Below are 19,310 nucleotides of genomic sequence, written 5' to 3' on the forward strand. Positions count from 1 at the left end.
ATTAAAGAAGTGCGTTAGCGGTTTCGAGGAGGGTTTCGGGCATGGTTTCGCGCACGCGCCGGATAAAAATCTCGTTGATGCTCGGGATTTTCTCGCGGAAAGATTCCACTTCCACCGCCCCAATGAGGTAGCGCAGCAGGTCGTTAGGCCGCACGCCGTCGTGCAGTTGCACGCGGGCGTAGAAGTGGCCGTTTTCGCGCTCCTTCTGTTCCACCACTTCAAAATCGGGATGCGCCAGAATGAGCTTGCCCCGGCCTTCCACCTCGTAGGTATTGGTTTTGAACTGGTCCCGAATCACGCCAATCGGCCCGTCCAGCACCTTGCGCGAGCGGTTGATGAGAGCAATGTTGTCGCACATCTCCTCCACCGATTCCATGCGGTGCGTCGAGAAAATGATGGTCGCGCCCTGGTTGCGCAACTCCAGAATCTCGTCCTTAATCAGGTTGGCATTGATGGGGTCGAAGCCCGAGAACGGCTCATCCAGGATAATCAGCTTGGGGTCGTGCAGCACTGTGGCTATGAACTGCACCTTCTGCTGCATGCCCTTGCTGAGGTCTTCCACGTTTTTGCCGGCCCACTCTTTTATCTCAAAACGGTTCAGCCACTGCTTGATGCGGGCCGTGGCATCTTCGCGGCTCAGGCCCCGCAGCCGGGCCAGGTAGAGCAGCTGCTCGCCCACTTTCATCTTTTTGTAGAGGCCGCGCTCCTCGGGCAGGTAGCCGATTTGGGCAATGTGGCTCGGGTTGAGCCGCTCGCCCCGAAAGCGGATTTCGCCCTCATCGGCCCCTGTAATCTGGGTGATGATGCGGATGAGCGAGGTTTTGCCCGCGCCGTTGGGCCCAAGCAGGCCGAAGATGCTGCCCTCGGGAATTTCGAGGCTCACGCCGTCGAGGGCGACGTGGTTGGCGTAGGCCTTGCGCACGCCGATGGCTTCCAGTATTGGTTTCACAGAAAGAAGGGTTGGTTAGTGGGTTAAATGTAGAAGAATGTCGCTGAGCAAATGTATTGAGCGCCTCCCTTACTTGCCAGAAGCCGTGAGCCAAACGGCTGCAACCAACCCCCAAACGGTGAATAACCGAGACGAACGGGGCCAGGCAAGCTAGGGCAACGGGTCGGCGAGTTCGCGCAGGTTGGCCTCCAGACGGTCGAGGTACTGGCCGTAGAGGCGTTGGAGGTACCAGCGGGTGGCCCGCACCACGGCCCACTGCAACAGAAGTCCCAGGACCAGCATCGCCGCCCCTAGGCCGAGTAGCATGGTGGTGCGCACCCCACCGGGCCGGCTCAATTCCTTGCCCACCACGAATTCCAGCGCCAGCAGCAACGAAGCCGGTGGCATGGCCAGGGTCAGCCGATAGTTGAAGCGCAGCATGTTGCGCAGGCCGGCACTCAACCGCCGCAGGTTGCCAAGCACGTGCCCATCGGGCTCGGTCATTTGGCGCAGCATGGCCAGTTTGCGGTAGTAGTAGCCCAGCATCACCAGCGCCACAAGAAACAAGCTCACCACCTGCGCCCGCTCCAGAAAATTGCTAGCAAACCGCAGTATCAGCGGCATCGTCACGGCCATCAGCACCACAAAACCCAATTCCCACCGAGCATTGCGGCGCATTCTCTCCACCAGTCCGTCCGAGCGCTGGGCTAGCAGACGGCTAAGCGCCGCTTGGGTCATGGGCGGCGCGGCTGGTTCAGGCTGCTGCCACTGGCGGCGAAGGTCATCGAGTTCCATTAGGCGGCGGGGACTAAAAGGGCGCGGAGTTTTTCCTGCACGCGGTGCATTTTCACGCGCACATTGTTTTGGGTGATGCCGAGGATATCGGCCATTTCCTCATAGGGCCGGTCTTCGAGGTAAAGCAGCACAAACGCCTTATCCACTTCCGACAGCCGGCCGATGGCCCGGTACAGCTGGGCGCGGTCGTCGGCATCGAAACCCGTTTCCGGGGCCTGGGCCACGGCCAGCGCCTCGGCATCCAGCTCGCTCGGGGCCGGGCGGCGGGTGCGCTGGCGCAGGTTCGAGATGGCCACATTCAGGGCAATGCGGTAGAGCCAGGTGCTGAGCTTCGCGCCCGGCTGGGGCACGTAGCGCGGCCAGGCCCGCCACAGCTGCAACACCATTTCCTGGAACAGGTCCTGACGGTCGTCGACATCTTGGCAGTAGAGGCGGGCCACGCGCCGCAACAGCGGCTGGTACTCGTGCAGCGCGGCAACAAAATCAGCAGACGGGGTGGCGGAGGCCATGCGGGGGTAAGAGTTTTTCAGGGAGTGAATCGCAGCCGATTGAGAAGCATTACAGGCACAGCCGAAATATTTAGAAGCACACAAGAACGTCATGCTCGTTTGGCGTCCGCGCAGTCGAAACAATCTCGCGTGCCATGGCAATTCAATCGTTCAATGATAATGATTACTACCACACGCGAGATGCTTCGGCTGCGCGGATGCCAGTTGAGCATGACGTTCTTTTATTCGCCCTTTATCAAACAAAAAAGCCCCGCCTGACCAAAGGCCAGACGGGGCTTTTCAAAATTATCTAATCAGGGGTTACGCGAAATACTCCTTCACTTTCTCAAAGAAGCCCTTCTCATTCTTGCCGGGGTGCGGCGTGAAGTTGTCCGAGTCGCGCAGCTTTTCCAGCAGCTCGCGCTCCTGGTTGCTCACGTTTTTGGGCGTCCACACGTTCAGGTGGATGAGCTGGTCGCCGCGGCCGTAGCCGTTCAGGTCCTTGATGCCTTTGCCGCGCAGGCGCAGAATTTTACCGGGCTGGGTGCCGGGGTCAACCTTGATTTTCACCTTGCCCTCGATGGTGGGCACCTCCAGGCTCGCGCCCAAAGCGGCATCCACGAACGAAATGTACTGCTCGAACATGATGTTGTTGCCGTCGCGCTTCAGGAATTCGTGCGGCTCCTCCTCAATCTGAATGAGCAAGTCGCCGGGCACGCCGCCGCGCTCGGGGAAGTTGCCTTTGCCGTTCATGCTCAACTGCATGTCGTTGGCCACGCCGGCGGGGATATTAATGGGAATCACTTCCTCATGCAACTGGCGGCCTTCGCCTTTGCACACGTCGCAGGTCGTCACGATGGTTTTGCCCTCGCCGTTGCAGGTGGGGCAGGTGCTGCTGCTCACCATCTGGCCCAGCATGGTGTTCACCACGCGCTTGGTCTGGCCCTGGCCCTGGCAGGTGGGGCAGGTTTTGAGGTCGGTGCCGTTTTTGGCCCCGGTGCCGCTGCATGGCTGGCAAGCCACGTAGCGCTTCACCTTAATTTTCTTCTCCACGCCATTGGCGATTTCCTCCAAATCGAGCTTCAGCTTGATGCGCAGGTTCGAGCCCTTTTTCTGCCGCCGGCCACCGCCCTGGCGCCCGCCCCCAAAGAAGCCTTCGAAGCCGCCGCCACCGCCGAAAATATCGCCGAACTGCGAGAAGATGTCCTCCATGTTCTGCGGGCCGCCACCGCCGCCGCCGCCCATACCTTGATGGCCGTACCGGTCGTAGCGCGCGCGCTTGTCGGCGTTGCTGAGGACTTCGTAAGCCTCGGCAGCTTCCTTGAATTTATCCTCAGCCGTAGGGTCGTCGGGGTTTTTATCGGGGTGGTACTTGATGGCCATCTTCCGGTAGGCCGACTTGATAACGTCGCCCTCCGCTGTTTTGACAATGCCTAATACCTCGTAATAATCGCGCTTTGTAGCCATCTGCGTGTTTGTATCTGAATGGTCATGCTGAGCAAATTCGAAGCATCTCTACCGGGGAAGTAATTAGTTACTCTCGCGGTAGAGATGCTTCGACTTCGCTCAGCATGACCGTCTTTATTCACTGTTCTAAATTCAAACCCTGAAATTACTGCCCCAGTACCACTTTGGCGTGCCGAATCACCTTATCGCCCAAATAATACCCTTGCTCCACCACATCCACGATTTTCCCTTTCAGGTCGTCGCTCGGTGCGGGAATCTGGGTGATGGCCTCATGCAGTTCCGCATCGAAGTCGCCCCCCTTGGCTTCCATGACGGTCAAACCCTTTTGTTGCAGGGTTTTGTTCAGCTTGCCCTGAATAATATCGATGGCATCGCGCACGGCCCCGGCATCGTCGGTGGTGGCGGTGGCAGTGCGGGCGCGCTCAAAGTCGTCGAGCACGGGCAGCATAGCCACCATCAACTCTTGGTTAGCGGTTTTGAACAAGTCGATGCGCTCCTTGCTGGTGCGGCGCTTGTAGTTCTCAAACTCGGCGGCGAGGCGCAGGTATTTGTCTTTAATTTCGGCCAGCTCGGCATCGGTGCGCGAGGCTTCGGGCTGGGGTGCGCCGGTGGCGGTCATGTCCAGGTCGATGCTCTCGCCGTCGGCCATTTCGCCAGCTACGTGGGTGGGGTCGGCGGTCAGGTTGTCGTCCTCGGGAAGGTTGTTCTCGTTAGCCATTTGCGGAAATATTCGTCGAAAGGGGTTTTTCACGGGGTTAGCCGGTTAGTCAGGCTACGGGCGCAATTCACTTGCCAAAGGGGCGCGGGCTGCCATAGTGGCACTGGTAATCAGTATTAATTTTAGCACACGTTTAACACATTTCACGCCGCTGATGACCACATTTCAGGAATTATTGAATCACCCGTTGGGCATTGTTTTTACCATAGATAAACCCGATGGGGAAGAAGAATGGCAGCCGCGAACCGGATTTGTCGTTCCGGGAACGGAGGGTCCAGCCGTCTGTTTTCCACCAAATACTACGGCATCTATTCAGCTTGACCCAGAATGGGAGGAGCGTTTAAGACCTGTTGATGATGATATGCGCATCCACTGCAATGCGGATTTTATGATTTATATAACGATAGGTCAGTTACCTGATGATGCCGACCTTAATGAGTATTCATCTACTGGACTCAATGTTGGCCCACAGAGTTAATCGTGCAACGCCTTCCAAATCATGTCCTTCAGCGGCGTGATATTCTTATTCGTGAGGCTGGAAATGAAGATGGCGGGCACCTCGGCCGGGAGCGTCTGGCGGATTTCGGCCTCCAGCTCCTCGTCAATCATGTCGGATTTGGTGATGGCCAGCAGGCGCTTCTTATCCAGCAGGTCGGGGTTAAACTGCTCCAGCTCGCCGATTAGCACCTTGTATTCGGCCTCAATATCGGGCGAGTCGCAGCTTATCATGAAGAGCAGCATGGAGTTGCGCTCGATGTGGCGCAGGAAGCGGGTGCCCAGGCCCTTGCCGTCGGCCGCGCCCTCGATGATGCCGGGAATGTCGGCCATCACGAAGGATTTGTAGTCGCGGTAGGCCACCACGCCTAGGTTGGGCACGAGGGTGGTGAAGGCATAATCGGCAATCTTGGGCTTAGCGGCACTCACCACGGAGAGCAACGTGCTCTTGCCGGCGTTGGGGAAGCCCACGAGGCCCACGTCGGCCAGCAGCTTGAGCTCCAGAATGATGATGGCCTCGATGGCCGGCTCGCCGGGCTGCGCGTACTCGGGGGCCTGGTTGATGGAGTTCTTGAAGTGGTCGTTGCCCCAGCCGCCGCGCCCGCCAGGCACCAGCACCAGCCGCTGCCCGTGCTCCGTGATTTCCAGAATCTGGGGGCCGTCGGGGTCGCGGGCCACGGTGCCGAGGGGCACTTGCAGCACGATATCGGCCCCTTGCGCGCCGCTGCGCAGGTTTTCGCCCCCGCCCTCGCCATCTTTGGCGAATACGTGGCGCTGGTATTGCAGGTGCAACAGCGTCCAGAGCTGCGAGTTGCCTTCGAGGATGATGTGGCCGCCGCGGCCGCCGTCGCCGCCATCGGGGCCGCCGTTGGGCAGGCCCTTGGCCCGGAAAAAGTGGTGCGAGCCGGCACCGCCTTTGCCCGAGCGGCAGATGAGTTTGACGTAGTCGATGAAGTTATTGGAGGCCACGGGAATTGGGGTATTAAGGTAAAAAAACGGTCATCCTGAGCGTAGCGAAGGACCTTATCATGGTCGAACGATTTGCAGTAACGCTAAACCGTGCAAGCGTGATAAGGTCCTTCGCTACGCTCAGGATGACAGTCGTATTAAAACGTAAAGTTACGCCTTTACTTCTTTGGTCGCCTCGGCCGGGGTTTCGGGCTTAGCGGCCTGGTGCAGGTCAATCAGCCCGCAGATTTGGCCGAAAATACCGTCAATCGGGCCGATGCCGTTGAGGGCGTGGAATTTCTGCTGGGCGGCGTAGTAGCCCGCTACCTGGGCGGTTTCGGTGTTGTACACCGTTACGCGGCGGCGGATTTTGGTTTCGTCTTGGTCGTCGGAGCGGTTGCTGGTTTTGCCACGCTCCAACAGGCGCTTTACCAATTCCTCTTCCTGCACTTCCAGCGCAATCATGCAGCCGATGTGGGTGTTGTGCGAGGCCATGAGCTGGTCGAGGCTTTCGGCCTGGGCCACGGTGCGCGGGAACCCGTCGAAGATGAAGCCGCCAGCCTGAGGGTTGGTTTCCAGGGCGCTGCCAATCATACCGATTACCACGGCATCGGGCACGAGCAGGCCTTCGTCCATCAGCTTTTTAGCGGTGAGGCCCAGCTCAGTACCTTGCGCAATCTGGGCACGCAGCAGGTCGCCGGTGCTCAGATGCACGAGGTTGTAGTGGGTGATGAGTTTCTGGCTCTGGGTTCCTTTGCCGGCACCGGGGGGGCCGAACAGCACGATATTCAACATGTAGAAGACGCGTTGCGCGAGGGAGATGATTTAGGTGGGTTTGGGCAAGTTACTCAATCGTTACCAGAAACGTTGCTATACGGCAACGTACACATCGGGCAGGTTGCGGCCCAGGCCGTCGTAGTCAAGGCCGTAGCCGACCACAAAGTCGTTGGGGATTTCCCGGGCCACGTAGCGCACCGACAGGTTGTGCCGCAGGCTGGCGGGCTTGAAAAACAGCGCCGCAATCTCGACCGAAGCCGGGCCTTTTTCCAGCAGCGTGGGCATGAGGTGGTGCATGGTGGTGCCCGTGTCCACAATGTCTTCCACAATGATGAGGTGGCGGTCCTGCACTTCTTCGCGCAGGCCCAGAATTTCCTGCACCACGCCGGTACTGCCGGTACCCTCATAAGAGGCCACGCGGATGAAGACAATTTCACATTCTCCCACGAAGCGCTTCATCAAATCAGCAGCAAACATGAACCCGCCGGTGAGCACGACCACAAACAAGGGCTTCTGCCCGGCGTAGTCGGCACTGAGGCGAGCGGCCAGGCCGGTCACGACTTCATCCAGCTGAGCAGCCGACAGATACGGCCGAAATTCCTTGTTGTGGATGGTGATGTGAGGATGGCCCATGCGGCGCGGGAAGGGTGTAATGAGGGTGCAAAGCTACTCACGGAATCGGCCTCGGCGTTCACCCTACCCCCTGGCCCTTACTCTTGCGGATAGATGAAGCCGGCTTTGCGCGGGCATCAGGAAAAATATGGAAAGCATAAAAAAGCCGCGACAATTATCGCGGCTTTTAATTATTAGCAATCAGGATGCAGAAAGCTTGTTCGGTTGAGGCGAATACTGGCCCTCTCCTACCGCACTTCGTGTAAGACCGTATAAATCACGCGGAATGCGGCTGGCGCAAAGGCTTCGGCATAGCGAACGTGGGGCTGGACAGCGGCTTCGATGCGCTCCTTTTCCAGCTGCACCGGGGCCATGCCGCGCTCACCGCCTTTTTCGGCAATGTGGGGCGCAATGACCAGCGACACGATGCTCATCAGCTTGATGAGGATGTTCATGCTCGGGCCGGAAGTGTCCTTGAACGGGTCGCCGACGGTATCACCCGTTACCGAAGCTTTGTGGGCATCGGAGCCTTTGTATTGCATCACGCCGTTCACCATCACGCCTTTCTCGAAGGACTTCTTGGCGTTGTCCCAAGCCCCGCCGGCGTTGCTCTGGAACATGGCCATGAGCACGCCGCTCACCGTGACGCCGGCCAGCAGGCCGCCCAGCACCTCGGGCGAAGACGCATTCGAGAACAAGCCCCGGCAGCCAAAGCCCACAATGATGGGCGTGAGCAAGGCAATAGCTCCGGGCAAAATCATCTCCCGAATAGCGGCCTGGGTTGAGATGGCCACGCACTTTTCGTACTCGGGCCGGCCGGTGCCTTCCATAATGCCCGGAATTTCGCGGAACTGGCGGCGTACTTCCTGCACCATGGCCATGGCGGCCCGGCCCACGGCGGCAATGGCCAGCGAGGAGAAGATGAACGGAATCATGGCTCCGATGAACACGCCGGCCAGCACCGGCGCTTTGCTGATGTCGATGGACGTGATGTTGGCCGTGCCCATAAAGGCGGCGAACAGGGCCAGCGACGTGAGCGCAGCCGAGGCAATGGCGAAGCCCTTACCGGTGGCGGCAGTGGTGTTGCCCACGGCATCCAGAATGTCGGTGCGCTCGCGTACTTCCTTGGGCAGCTCGCACATTTCGGCAATGCCGCCGGCGTTGTCGGCAATGGGGCCGAAGGCGTCGATGGCCAGCTGCATGGCGGTGGTGGCCATCATGCCAGCCGCCGCAATGGCCACGCCGTATAGGCCGGCCGCCTCGTAGCTGAGCACGATGCCGGCCGCCAGCACCAGAATAGGCAGTACCGTGGACTCCATGCCCACGGCCAGTCCGCCGATGACGGTAGTGGCGTGGCCCGTGCTGCTTTGCTGGATGATGCTATTGACCGGGCGCTTGCCCATGGCCGTGTAATATTCGGTAATGATGCTCATCAACGTACCCACTACGAGGCCCACCAGCACGGCATAAAAAACGTGCATGGCATCGAAACTGATACCGCGAATGGTAAACGTGCCGGATGGCAAAATCCACATGATGAGGCCGTAGGCACCGGCTGCCGATATGGCTACCGAGATGTAATTGCCAGTATTCAGGGCACCTTGTACGTTGCCGCCCTCCTTCACCCGCACGCAGAGGATGCCTATGAGCGAGGCGATAATGCCCATGCCCGCAATGGCCATTGGCAGGAAGATGGGCGACAGGCCGCCGAACTGGTCATTGGTCACGGTTACTTCGCGGCCCAGCACCATGGTAGCCAGAATGGTCGCCACGTAGGACCCGAAAAGGTCGGCACCCATGCCGGCCACGTCGCCCACGTTGTCGCCCACGTTATCGGCGATGGTGGCGGGGTTGCGGGGGTCGTCTTCCGGAATGCCGGCTTCGACTTTGCCCACGAGGTCGGCCCCTACGTCGGCCGCTTTGGTGTAGATACCGCCGCCTACGCGGGCAAACAGCGCAATGCTTTCGGCCCCCAGCGAGAAGCCGGTGAGGACTTCGAGGGCTTTTTCCATCTCCATGCCATTGGCAAGGCCGCTGGGCACGAACAGCTTATAGAACACGATAAACAACGAGCCCAGGCCCAGTACGGCCAGCCCGGCCACGCCCATGCCCATCACCGAGCCACCCGAGAACGACACGTTGAGCGCGGTGCTGAGGCTGGTTTTGGCGGCCTGCGCGGTGCGCACGTTGGCTTTAGTGGCAATTTTCATCCCAATGAAGCCGGCCAGTGCCGAGAACACCCCCCCAATCAGAAACGCGATGACGATAATGGGGCTGGAATTGCCACTCGTGCTGCCCAGGTAGAAGAGGAAGGCCCCGGCGATGAGCCCAAACAGGGCCAATACTTTGTATTCGGCCTTAAGGAAGGCAATGGCCCCGTCGGCAATGTAGCCGGCAATGGTCGTCATGCGGGCATCGCCGGCGTCCTGCTTCGTTACCCAACCGGCGCGCAGCCAGGTATAGAGCAAGGCAAAAACGCCCAAGGCGGGCACGGCGTAGAGGTATGGGGTCATAAAAAGTGAATGGGTGGGAAAATGTGAGTTGAGCGGTTTTCGGTTCGCAAAATAGCGGAAATACTATCGAATACAACCTTTTCGATTAATGCCTTTAGTAAAAGCACCTTGCCGGGTTCCTGCGGCCTGCCAGATGCTGGTGGGCCAGCCCTCCGGCCGCACGCAAAAAGGCCTGATTTGAATTCCTCAAATCAGGCCTTTCCATCCAATTTTCGCTCCGCTGCCGGGGCAGCTTCTGCGCCATAACCAGCGTCCGGCTATAGTTTCTGCATCAGTGCCTGATACAGGGCCAGCATACTGGCAATGTCACGCTTGTCGACCAGCTCATCGGGCGAATGCACATGGTCTTCGGGCGCGCCGATAAAGCACCAGTCCCAGGGCGCGGCGGCGTGCTGCAGTTCCTTGGCGTCGGAGCCGCCGCTGCCTTCTACCTCCAATTGGTGGGGAATGCCCGAATCAATGGCAATGGCCCGGATGCGGTCGACGTAGGCCCGGCGTGGAATGAGCGAATCACGCAGCGAGATGGCGCAGCCCTGGCCGGCATGCACGCCCTCGGTGACCCAGGTGATGTCAGAAATCAGGGCCTGGCGCACGCCGTAGGTCTCGTAGATGTATTTGGCGAGGTAGGCCACCGAACCGCCGCCGTGCTCTTCCCAACACGAGAAGCCGATGATGCCGTGCTCCAGGGTTTCGCACAGGCGCAGGGCATTCCAGACGCCGAGGCGGTTGTCGAGGTAGCAGCTTTGCACGGTGGTGGCCGTTTCGCGGAAGTCGCAGTAGAACGTGAGTTCGGTGCCCCGGTCAATGTCGCGGTGGAACGCGTAGCCCAGTTCCCCGGTTTCTTCGTCAACGGTTAATGTACAGTCTACTTCTCCTTGCGAATCCTTTCCTACCAGGCGGTACCCCGCTTCGGCCTGCGGGCCACCAATTCGCACCAGTTGCCGGCCGTAGCGTACCGTGAAACCGATGCTGTCGAGGTGAGCAAAAACGGCCGTGCGCGGCTGCCCGAACACCAGCAGAACGCAGTCCTGAAACCGCTCATCGGCGATAATCTGGGGCTGGTGCAGCCAGGTGCCCTGCTGCTGCCGGACATAGCCGAGGACAAATTGGGTGAGCGCGGCTTCGTTGCCGGCGGGGGCCGGCAGGCGGCAAAGCGAGTGGAGCAGGTGCATAAGCAAGGGGAAGTACGGCCAAAGCTAGGGCAAACTCCGTACTTTAGCAGGCCCGTTTCCTGTACCTTCCCATCCGTGCAGGCAGAACAACGGTTTGGGATTGCTCTCTACTCTCTTTCTATGCTGCGTTCGCTGTTTTGTGTCTGCCTGGGGTTGCTCATGCTGCCATTGCTGGGCAGGGCCCAAACCCTGGATACAATTCGCACCCCGCCCCCGATGAAGACGGTGGCGCTCGATTCGGTGGGCGTGTTGCCCTCGGCCATTGATACCAAAGGCTGGCTGCTGCTGGATAAGGATATTCAGACCGAGTTGGATGGCGCAGTCGATAATATTTACAATTTCAAGTTCGATAAAGCCGAAAAGCAGTTCCGCTCGCTGCGCCGCCGCTACCCAAACCACCCCATGGCGTATTTTATGCTGGGGCTAAGTACCTGGTGGAAAATTCGCCCCACCAACTTCCAGAGCTCACAGTACGACAAGCCTTTCTTCGCGTACATGGACACGGCCATCACCAAGGCCCAGGCACTCTACGACGCAGATAATCACAACTACGAAGCCAGCTTTTTCCTTTCGGCCGCCTACGGCTTCGATGCCCGCCTGCACGCCGAGCGGCACGACTGGCGCAAAGCTACCGTAGGAGCGCGCCGTTCGCTCAACTTCCTAAAGAAGAGCCAGGAAGCCAACGGCCTGAGTCCGGAATTCCAGTTTGGACAAGCGCTATTTAACTACTACGCCGTCTGGATTCCGGACAATTACCCGCTGCTCAAACCCGTATTGCTCTTCTTCCCGAAAGGCGATAAAAAGCTGGGTTTGGAACAATTGCGCAGCGTGGCCGCCAACGGTTTTTACACTGCCACCGAGGCGCGGGTATTCCTCATGGGCATTCTCAAAAACGAGGAGAACAACGCCGAGGAAGCCATACCCGTAGCCAAATACTTGGCCAACCGGTTTCCCGACAACGGCTATTTTCAGCGATTTTATGCCCTGCTGGCCTACGACCAGGGCGAATTCACGGACTGTGAGCGGGTGAGCCGCGAAATCCTGGATAAGCTCAACAAAGGAATGCCGGGCTACGAAGGCATCAGCGGGCGCTACGCCAGCTACTTTCTGGGCTACCTGATGCAAAATCGCTACCGCGACATCGCCAAGGCCAAGGACTACTACCAGCGGTGCATCGTATTTGCCGAAAGCACGGGTGACACTTCCGGCGGGTTTTATTTGTTTGCCAATGCCAACCTGGCCCGCATCGCGGTGAAGGACAAGGACCTGGCCGCAGCCAAGCGCTACTATGACGTGGTAGCCGACAAAGCCGACCACAAATCGGAACAATATAAAGAGGCCAAGACGTGGTTGAAAAAGAACCCCAAAGCTTAGCCCGCGCATTATGGAGCTAAAGGATTTATATATTACCCCGCTTTATCTGGCCCTTATATATGGCATTGCTTATGGGGTCCGCGGTTCGGTGACGAACGTGTACACCAAAAAGTATTTTATCCCCGCCTTAACGGTTAAAATCGTTGGTGCTATTGCCCTTGGCATCCTTTATCATACGCTCTATAGTGGCGATACCAACAACTACTTCAAACAGGCTGGCATCGTTTACCATGCGTTCGGCGACTCCTTTGCGGCGGGCCTGGAGCTGGTTACCACTTCCGGTGATGTAACGCCAGCTATTGCAAAGTATACCAGCCAGTTGTACTGGTTCGGCCACGGCAGCAACGAGTATTTTGTGATTCGGGTAGCCGCCGTGTTTGCCCTGCTCAGCTTTGATACCTATACGGTTATCGCAGTGCTGTTTGCAGTGGCTACTTTCAGCGGTATGTGGGTGATGTACATGACGTTTGCCAAGATTCGACCGCAGGTGTATAAGGAATTGGCCATTGCCGTTTTCTTCCTGCCTTCCGTGTTTTTCTGGGGTTCCGGGCTGTTGAAGGATTCCCTGTGCCTGGGGGCATTGGGCTGGCTTTTCTACTGCTTTTATCGCGGAGCCATCGAGCGGAAGAATGTTATTCGCTGCCTGGTGCTGGGCGTGATGATGGGCGCGGTTATCCTGTCGATGAAAACGTATATTCTGCTGGCCTTTATGCCGCCAGCATTGCTGTGGGTGTTCAATGAGAACACGCGCGGCATTAAGAGCGCGGCAGTGCGGTGGGTAGCCAAGCCCTTGTTCCTGGGCGTGGGAGCAATGGTGGCCTTATTTGCCATGTCGCAATTGGCCGCCGCTGATGCGCGCTTTAACCTGGACAAAATCGGCGAGCAAAGCAAGCTCACTGCCGATTACCTGCAGAAGGTTAGTCAAACAGAGCAGGGCTCCGGCTATAATATTGGTGTCCAGGATGGTACTTTGGGCGGCATGGCTAAGCTGGCTCCTCAGGCCATCATCGTGTCTCTGTTCCGGCCCTTCCTGTGGGAAGCCCGCAACCCGACCATGCTGCTGTCAGCTCTGGAAGCCACGTACTTTATCCTGCTCACGGTGCGCATCTTCTGGCGCGTGGGGCTCTTCAAAACCATCGGCGCGATAGGCAGTGTGCCCGTGCTCACCCTGTGCTTTGTGTTCAGCCTGATTTTTGCTATTTCCGTGGGAATTTCGAGCGGCAACTTTGGAACGCTGGTGCGCTACAAAATCCCACTTATGCCCTTCTACCTCAGCGGCTTGTATATCCTCCAAAGCATCACGGTGCCGCAGGCTGCTGCCCGGTCCGGGCAGCGGCGTGTGGCCGGGGTGCCCCGCCTGGCAGGTGCTTAGGCCTGGGCTTAGCTGAACAGATTCAGGAAGTTGGGGGTATTGGCCCGCACCGAGTAGCGTTGCTCGATGGTGGCCCGGGCGGCCGTGCCCAGTTGCTGGCGCAGGCTGGCATCGGCCAGCAGCTGGCGCAGGCTGGCTTCCCACTCGGCGGGCGTGGCGCACACGAAACCGTTGTGGCCGTGCTGCACCACTTCGGTATTCATCCCGACCGGCGACACCAGCGCGGGCACCCCTAAAGCCATGTATTGCAAGGCTTTGAAAGCACATTTGCCTTTAGCCCAGAGGTCATCCTCCAGCGGCATCAGGCCCACATGGAAGCCCAGCAGGTCGGCTATTTCGGTGTCTTTGCGCCAGGGCAGGTACACCAGGGATTTCAGTGGGAAGGCCGGGGGCTGGTTGGAGATTACGCGGAATTCAAAGTCCAGTCCCTCGGCTTCCAGCCTGGCCAGCACGGGCACCACCTGGTCGAGATATTTCAGGGTGGAGTGCGTGCCGGTCCAGCCGATGACGAGGCGGCCGGGCGCGGCCTGGTCACGCACCTGGTTATGCAGGTTTACCGTGTCGATGGTGGTGGGGTTGACCACGGCGCGGGGGTTGAATTGCCGGGTATAATTGGCCAGATAGGCATTACCACAGCTGTTTTTGTAGGCCCAGCGGCAGATGTCGGCCACCTTGTGGTGCCACTTCACGCCGGCGGCTATTTTGTTGGCTTCGGAAGTATTGGCCAGCCAGATGGCATCGTCGAAGTCGTAGATAAGCTTTTTACCCAGCACTTTGCTGATAATCCACTCGAACACCGGCGGCCCCACGGGTGCGGCTTCGCGATGCACGAAAACAAAATCATATTTCGGCACGCGGAACAGCAGGGCCAGCCGCCGGGCAAAACCGCCCAGAATGCCCAACGCCTTCGCACCGGCCCGGCCCGGCTGATACAGAATATTCCAAGTGGCTACCGAGATGAACGGGGCCAGGTGGTAGGTATGCCCGGCCGCCGTTAGGACATCCAGGTACTGCTCGAAGCGAAAACGCTGCGATGGTGCCCGACCGGGCGGGTAGGGCACGAGAAATAAAATGCGCATACAGGAAATTAATACGTCTGATAAAAGCCCAAGACCTCATCGGTGATGCGGCGCTGGTCGGCGTCGGAAAGTTCGTAGAACAAGGGCAGGCGGACGAGATGGTCGGCGTAATGTTCGGCCCAGGGCAGGGTGCGGCCGTCGTGCCGGGCCGCGTAGTACGGGCTTTGGTGCAGGGGCAGGTAGTGAAATACGGCCCAGATGCCGCGTTGTTTAAGGTGCGCCAGCAGCGCCGTGCGTTCCGTCAGGCTGCGGCATACGAGGTAGAACAAGTGCCCGTTGTTGGTAGCAAAATCGGGCAGTACCGGCAGGCCAATGCCCAGTTGTTGCAACGGGGCCAGCGCCGTGAAGTAGCGCTGCCAGATGGCGCGGCGCTGCTGCTGAATATCGGCCAGGTTCTCAAGCTGCGCCCACAGGTATGCGGCAATAATGTCGGAAGGCAGGAACGACGAGCCCAAATCGACCCAACCGTACTTGTCCACTTCGCCCCGGTAGAAGGCGGTGCGGGTGGTGCCTTTTTCCCGAATGACTTCGGCCCGGGCCGCCAGCCGCTCGTCGTTGATGGCCAGCATTCCGCCTTCGCCCGAAATAATGTTCTTGGTTTCGTGGAAAGAAAAGGCTCCCAGCGTGCCCAGCGTGCCCAGCGCCCGGCCCCGGTAGTAGCTGTCGATGGCGTGGGCGGCATCCTCCACCACGGCCAGCTGGTGGCGGGCCGCCACGGCTTGGATGGCATCCATGTCGCAGGCAATGCCGGCGTAATGCACCGGCACGATGACGCGGGTGCGGGGGTCACTAGGCTTTCGAGGGCGGCCGCGTCGAGATTGGGGTTGAGGGCGGTGCTATCGGCAAACACCACGGTGGCACCGCGCAGCACGAAGGCATTGGCGGTGCTCACGAAGGTGAAGGACGGCATAATCACCTCATCACCGGGGCCGATGTTGAGCAGCAGCGCGGCCATTTCCAGCGCATCGGTGCAGGACGTGGTGAGGAGGACTTTGCGAAAGCCCAGCTGCTCTTCAAAAAACTGATGCACCCGCTGGGTAAACAGCCCATCGCCGGAAATCTTGCCGGAGCGCACCGCTTGCTCGATGTAGCGGGTTTCGTGGCCGGAAAAATACGGTTTGTTGAAGGGAATAAGGGGATGCATGCGCGGCAGTAGGGCCAGCAAAGGTACGGCCCGGCCCGGCCTTACTCGAAGCGCGACCGGAACCGGGCCAGCGGCAGGCCCTCGGCACCCGCGCTGGTGCGCAGGGCCGTGAGGCGGAGCAGGCCGGTGCCGCACACCACCACGGGCTGCCCGGCGCGCACAAAAAGCACTTTGCCCGGCGTGCGGTTCTCAATCCGCACATCAGGTTCAGGCATTGCGGCCAGAACCCGGTGCAGCTGGCCGTTGAGCAGCGTGCTGGCTCCTGGGTAAGGCCAGCCCAACGCATCCACCAACCGGCTAATTACAGTGCTATCAGCCCGCCAGTCGATGCGGTAATCCTGCTCGTCGCGCCAGAGGCTATACGAGGCATCGGCTTCCCGCTGGGGCGTACCGGGTATGAGTTGGCCCGCCCGGAGGCCGGGCCAGAGTTGAGTTACCAGTTCCAGATAGCATTCCACGGCCAACTGAATGGCATCGCTGATGCGTAGCGGGTACTGCACCGGGCGCGCTGCCTGACCGAGTATCGGTCCTTGGTCAAAGTCAGCAGTGGCGTACAGGGCGGTCACCCCAATCGTGGTTTCGCCATTAATCAGACAGTTTACCAATGGCGCAAAGCCACGATAGCGCGGTAGCAGACTATCGTGCAGCACGATGAGCGTGCCCGCATCGGCAATCAGCCAGCGCCACGACACGGCCAGCGCGTAAGCGGTGGGCACAGCACGCGGCGCATCACGTCCCTGAAACGGGATGCCGGCCCGCGCGCACAGGCCTCGGATTTCGGCAAAAAAATCCTGGACTAGGCCGGGGTCGGGCGCGCCTACCACCAAGGCGACCACCGAAATATCGAGATGAGCCACGATGTGCTGAAGCACGCGGTAGCCCTTTTCGGTCATCAGGAACAGGGTCAGGCCCGGGGTTGGGTTCTTGGTCGCCATCAGCCTGAGTTAACGGGTTTCTTCGTCGACGATGTAGAGCGGGCGGTTTTTCACCTGCTCGAAGGTTTTGCCCACGTACAGGCCCACCATGCCAAGCACCGACAGCAGCAGTCCCGAGAAAAACCAGATGGAAATAATGAGGCTGGCGTAGCCCGGTTGGTAAATCTGGCCCACCCAGTAGCGCACCAGCGTGATGGGCACAAACAGGAAGGCCCCGCCCGATAGCAGCAGGCCCAGCTTCACAGTGAGGCGCAGGGGCTTATCGGAATTGGCCATGATGACCTCCAGGGCCTGGTTCAGACGGCGGCTCAGACTGTAGCTACTGCGGCCGGCGGCGCGGCCGGCGTGCTGCACCGGCAGGTAGGCCAACCGGAAACCCACCCAGCGCACCATGGTGGGGAAGTACTGAATGCTTTCGCGCATGGCCAGCACGGCCGCAATCACCTTGCGGTGGTAGATGCCGAAATTGGCCACCGTGGGGTCCTGTGGCGTTTCGGTGAGGTAAGTAAGCACGCGGTAAAAGGCGCGGGAGAGCAGCTTTTTGCTCCACGAGTCCTGGCGGTTGGTGCGCTGGGCCAGCACCAGGTCGTAGCCCTGCCGGGCGCGGGCCAGCAGGGCCGGAATTTCCTCGGGGCGGTCCTGCAGGTCGCAGTCCATCACCACCACCCACTCGCCCCGGCAGCGGTCGAGCCCGGCCGTGATGGCCTGGTGCTGGCCGAAGTTACGGCTCAAGCGCAGGCCGCGCACGCGCGGGTCGCGGGCCACTTCGGCCTGAATCCGCAGCCAGGACTCGTCGGGACTGCGGTCATCGACTAGGATAATTTCAAAATCCACCGTCAGCGGTTCCAGTGCTTGCATCAGCCGCTGCACCAGTTCGGCCACCAGCACATCGGCCCGGTACACCGGACTCACGACGGAAAGCAGCAGAGGGGCAACGGCAGACATGGGCAGCAGGGCTTAAATAGAACAGGGCCAGCATCAGGCCGCCGCCGGGCGGTCTGGGTTCGGAAGCGGGACTGGCCACCAGCGCCCCAGCCAGAGGGCTGCTGGCACAAGCAGCAGCACATCGGCCTGCAACAAGTAACGAATTTCCACCCCCCGATATAAAAAGCAAATGTACACGTACATAAATCCCGCTACGGCTGCGACCAGCCCCAGCGCCGGCTGCCGCCGTAGCCCTGCGATAATCCCCCCCCATCCCAGCAGCAGCAGCACGGTGCGATAGCCAAACACCAGCCGCATCAGGCCGGCTTGCGGGCGTGCAGCCCGAGCCTCCAGGACCGGGGCCTTGGCCAGCGTCGATTTGAACAACGCTTTCCGGACGTTTTGCAAGGGAATATCTAGCCAAAAACGGAACGGATGTTCGGCCGCGAAGCGCTGGCGGAGTTCCCGAAAGCCAGCCCCGACCTCCGCGTTGCACTCCTGAAAGTGGTGATGCTGATAGGCCGTATCTGCCAGGATGGCAGCTGGATTGTGATAGTAATAAGGGCCGCTGCAAATCCCGCTGCGCAACACCCAAAACCCCGACCCGCACTGACGCGCTCGCGCCACCAGCTGCTGCGCCTGCTCCTCATCGGCCGCCGAGCTAAAGGCCGAAGCGGGGAAATGTATGCGCCCCTTCCCTATCAGTACCGAATCGAGCCAGGGGTTTTCATTGGGCGTCCAGCAATGCACCCATTGGTAAAACTCGTCCACGTCGGCCGTCTGGTTGGCATAGCCGGCCGTCTGCGGTTTAAGCAGTACCAGGCGATGGGCCAGCAGGTAGTTGCGCACGGGCCAGCCGCCGTAGAGCAGCGCGAAACCCAGCATTACCAGTCCCGCCTGACGGATTACCGGGTGCCAGGAAGCAGTCCGGTTTTGCCACAGCAGCCACAGCAAGGTAATGGGCAGCAATATGCCCATATACGCCCGCACCAGCAGCACCAAGGCGGCCAGCGCCCCCACTCCCACCGCGTAAAGCGCCGTGGGCCGCCCGCGCAGCAGCAGCCACAACCACAGCAATGTAAGGTCGGTGCTGAGAATTTCAGTGCCAATTATCGGCACCCAGATGATGATGAATGGATAGGTAGCGTATAGCAAGGCCCCTAGGTAAGCCGTGTGGGGCCGGGCCGGGGCCAGCCGTTGCAGGATGGCAAATACCAGCCCGATGGCAGCGGTATCCAGCAACACCTGGCTACAGGCAGTGGCAGCGGCGGCCCGCTCGCGGCCGAATAAAATCCAGTGCGCCCCATAAAAAAACGGATAGCCCGGCAATCGGCCAAAGGCAGCATCAGGCTCCAGAAAATCAAACGTGTAGGTCCCTTTATACCACAGGTTTTCAAACGCCATGGTATAGGAGAAGGAATCACCGGTCTGGGCAAATAGGCCAGGACTGTGGTACAGCATAGCCGTGCCCTTGAGTAAAAACGCTATCCGCAGCCCCAGCCCCAGCAGCAGGATTGGGCATAGCCAACCAGACGCTAAACGAAAGGGAGCAGCTAGCATAATGGATAG

18 protein-coding genes and 1 pseudogene are annotated in these 19,310 nt (G+C 59.6%); 4 read left to right on the forward strand and 15 right to left on the reverse strand.

Going from position 1 to position 19,310, the window contains the following annotated elements; translation table 11 throughout:
- Position 1: 1 nt before the first annotated feature.
- The 3 genes from ACVWYF_RS13340 to ACVWYF_RS13350 all read right to left on the reverse strand — a co-directional run bounded on the left by ACVWYF_RS13340 (position 2) and on the right by ACVWYF_RS13350 (position 2,232).
- Positions 2-949 (reverse strand): ABC transporter ATP-binding protein, encoded by a 948-nt coding sequence (locus ACVWYF_RS13340; RefSeq protein WP_457068747.1) that lies wholly within the window; start codon positions 947-949, stop codon positions 2-4.
- Positions 950-1,099: 150 nt separating this feature from the next.
- Positions 1,100-1,723: a hypothetical protein gene (locus ACVWYF_RS13345; RefSeq protein ID WP_457068749.1), complete on the reverse strand. Its 624-nt coding sequence runs from the start codon at positions 1,721-1,723 to the stop codon at positions 1,100-1,102.
- Complete coding sequence (locus ACVWYF_RS13350) at positions 1,723-2,232, reverse strand: RNA polymerase sigma factor (protein ID WP_457068751.1); 510 nt, start codon at positions 2,230-2,232, stop codon at positions 1,723-1,725. Before ACVWYF_RS13350 ends, ACVWYF_RS13345 begins: the two co-directional genes overlap by 1 nt.
- A gap of 134 nt (positions 2,233-2,366) precedes the next feature.
- Between ACVWYF_RS13350 and ACVWYF_RS13355 the strand changes: the two genes are divergently transcribed.
- Positions 2,367-2,525, forward strand: a complete 159-nt coding sequence (locus ACVWYF_RS13355; RefSeq protein ID WP_457068753.1) for a hypothetical protein — start codon at positions 2,367-2,369, stop codon at positions 2,523-2,525.
- A 7-nt stretch (positions 2,526-2,532) separates the two neighbouring features.
- Here ACVWYF_RS13355 and dnaJ read toward each other — a convergent pair whose 3' ends face one another.
- Together dnaJ and ACVWYF_RS13365 are read right to left on the reverse strand one after the other, a co-directional pair.
- Entirely contained in the window at positions 2,533-3,678 is a 1,146-nt protein-coding gene (gene dnaJ, locus ACVWYF_RS13360; protein WP_457068755.1) for a molecular chaperone DnaJ, read from the reverse strand.
- Between the two features lie 145 nt (positions 3,679-3,823).
- Positions 3,824-4,396 (reverse strand): nucleotide exchange factor GrpE, encoded by a 573-nt coding sequence (locus ACVWYF_RS13365; protein WP_457068757.1) that lies wholly within the window; start codon positions 4,394-4,396, stop codon positions 3,824-3,826.
- Positions 4,397-4,550: 154 nt separating this feature from the next.
- Between ACVWYF_RS13365 and ACVWYF_RS13370 the strand changes: the two genes are divergently transcribed.
- Complete coding sequence (locus tag ACVWYF_RS13370) at positions 4,551-4,874, forward strand: hypothetical protein (RefSeq protein WP_457068759.1); 324 nt, start codon at positions 4,551-4,553, stop codon at positions 4,872-4,874.
- Here ACVWYF_RS13370 and obgE read toward each other — a convergent pair.
- The 5 genes from obgE to ACVWYF_RS13395 form a co-directional block, all read right to left on the reverse strand.
- Positions 4,871-5,860, reverse strand: coding sequence for a GTPase ObgE (gene obgE / locus ACVWYF_RS13375; RefSeq protein ID WP_457068761.1), 990 nt, complete (start codon positions 5,858-5,860; stop codon positions 4,871-4,873). The genes ACVWYF_RS13370 and obgE overlap by 4 nt on opposite strands.
- 150 nt (positions 5,861-6,010) lie before the next feature.
- On the reverse strand, positions 6,011-6,634 hold the full coding sequence (locus tag ACVWYF_RS13380) for an adenylate kinase (protein WP_457068763.1): 624 nt from the start codon (positions 6,632-6,634) through the stop codon (positions 6,011-6,013).
- Positions 6,635-6,709: 75 nt separating this feature from the next.
- A complete protein-coding gene (locus tag ACVWYF_RS13385; RefSeq protein WP_457068765.1) occupies positions 6,710-7,249 on the reverse strand; it encodes a phosphoribosyltransferase in 540 nt (179 codons plus the stop codon).
- 227 nt (positions 7,250-7,476) lie between these two features.
- Entirely contained in the window at positions 7,477-9,741 is a 2,265-nt protein-coding gene (locus tag ACVWYF_RS13390) for a sodium-translocating pyrophosphatase (RefSeq protein ID WP_457068767.1), read from the reverse strand.
- Between the two features lie 257 nt (positions 9,742-9,998).
- Positions 9,999-10,913 (reverse strand): M20/M25/M40 family metallo-hydrolase, encoded by a 915-nt coding sequence (locus tag ACVWYF_RS13395; protein ID WP_457068769.1) that lies wholly within the window; start codon positions 10,911-10,913, stop codon positions 9,999-10,001.
- A gap of 120 nt (positions 10,914-11,033) precedes the next feature.
- Here ACVWYF_RS13395 and ACVWYF_RS13400 point away from each other — a divergent pair, with 120 nt between their 5' ends.
- Positions 11,034-12,287 (forward strand): tol-pal system protein YbgF, encoded by a 1,254-nt coding sequence (locus ACVWYF_RS13400; RefSeq protein ID WP_457068771.1) that lies wholly within the window; start codon positions 11,034-11,036, stop codon positions 12,285-12,287.
- A gap of 10 nt (positions 12,288-12,297) precedes the next feature.
- Entirely contained in the window at positions 12,298-13,659 is a 1,362-nt protein-coding gene (locus ACVWYF_RS13405; protein WP_457068773.1) for a hypothetical protein, read from the forward strand.
- An 8-nt stretch (positions 13,660-13,667) separates the two neighbouring features.
- On the opposite strand, the gene ACVWYF_RS13410 is transcribed toward ACVWYF_RS13405, so the two are convergent.
- The 5 genes and pseudogenes from ACVWYF_RS13410 to ACVWYF_RS13430 form a co-directional block, all read right to left on the reverse strand.
- The gene (locus tag ACVWYF_RS13410) at positions 13,668-14,738 is read right to left on the reverse strand and encodes a glycosyltransferase family 4 protein (protein ID WP_457068775.1); all 1,071 of its coding nucleotides are present in this window, start codon (positions 14,736-14,738) and stop codon (positions 13,668-13,670) included.
- Between the two features lie 8 nt (positions 14,739-14,746).
- Positions 14,747-15,882 (reverse strand): annotated as a pseudogene (rffA, locus tag ACVWYF_RS13415) (dTDP-4-amino-4,6-dideoxygalactose transaminase).
- Between the two features lie 41 nt (positions 15,883-15,923).
- Complete coding sequence (locus ACVWYF_RS13420; RefSeq protein WP_457068777.1) at positions 15,924-16,817, reverse strand: methionyl-tRNA formyltransferase; 894 nt, start codon at positions 16,815-16,817, stop codon at positions 15,924-15,926.
- Positions 16,818-16,826: 9 nt separating this feature from the next.
- On the reverse strand, positions 16,827-17,762 hold the full coding sequence (locus tag ACVWYF_RS13425; RefSeq protein WP_457068779.1) for a glycosyltransferase family 2 protein: 936 nt from the start codon (positions 17,760-17,762) through the stop codon (positions 16,827-16,829).
- A gap of 33 nt (positions 17,763-17,795) precedes the next feature.
- The gene (locus ACVWYF_RS13430) at positions 17,796-19,301 is read right to left on the reverse strand and encodes a glycosyltransferase family 39 protein (protein WP_457068781.1); all 1,506 of its coding nucleotides are present in this window, start codon (positions 19,299-19,301) and stop codon (positions 17,796-17,798) included.
- Between the last annotated feature and the right edge of the window lie 9 nt (positions 19,302-19,310).

It is taken from the genome of Hymenobacter sp. UYAg731 (assembly GCF_054061335.1).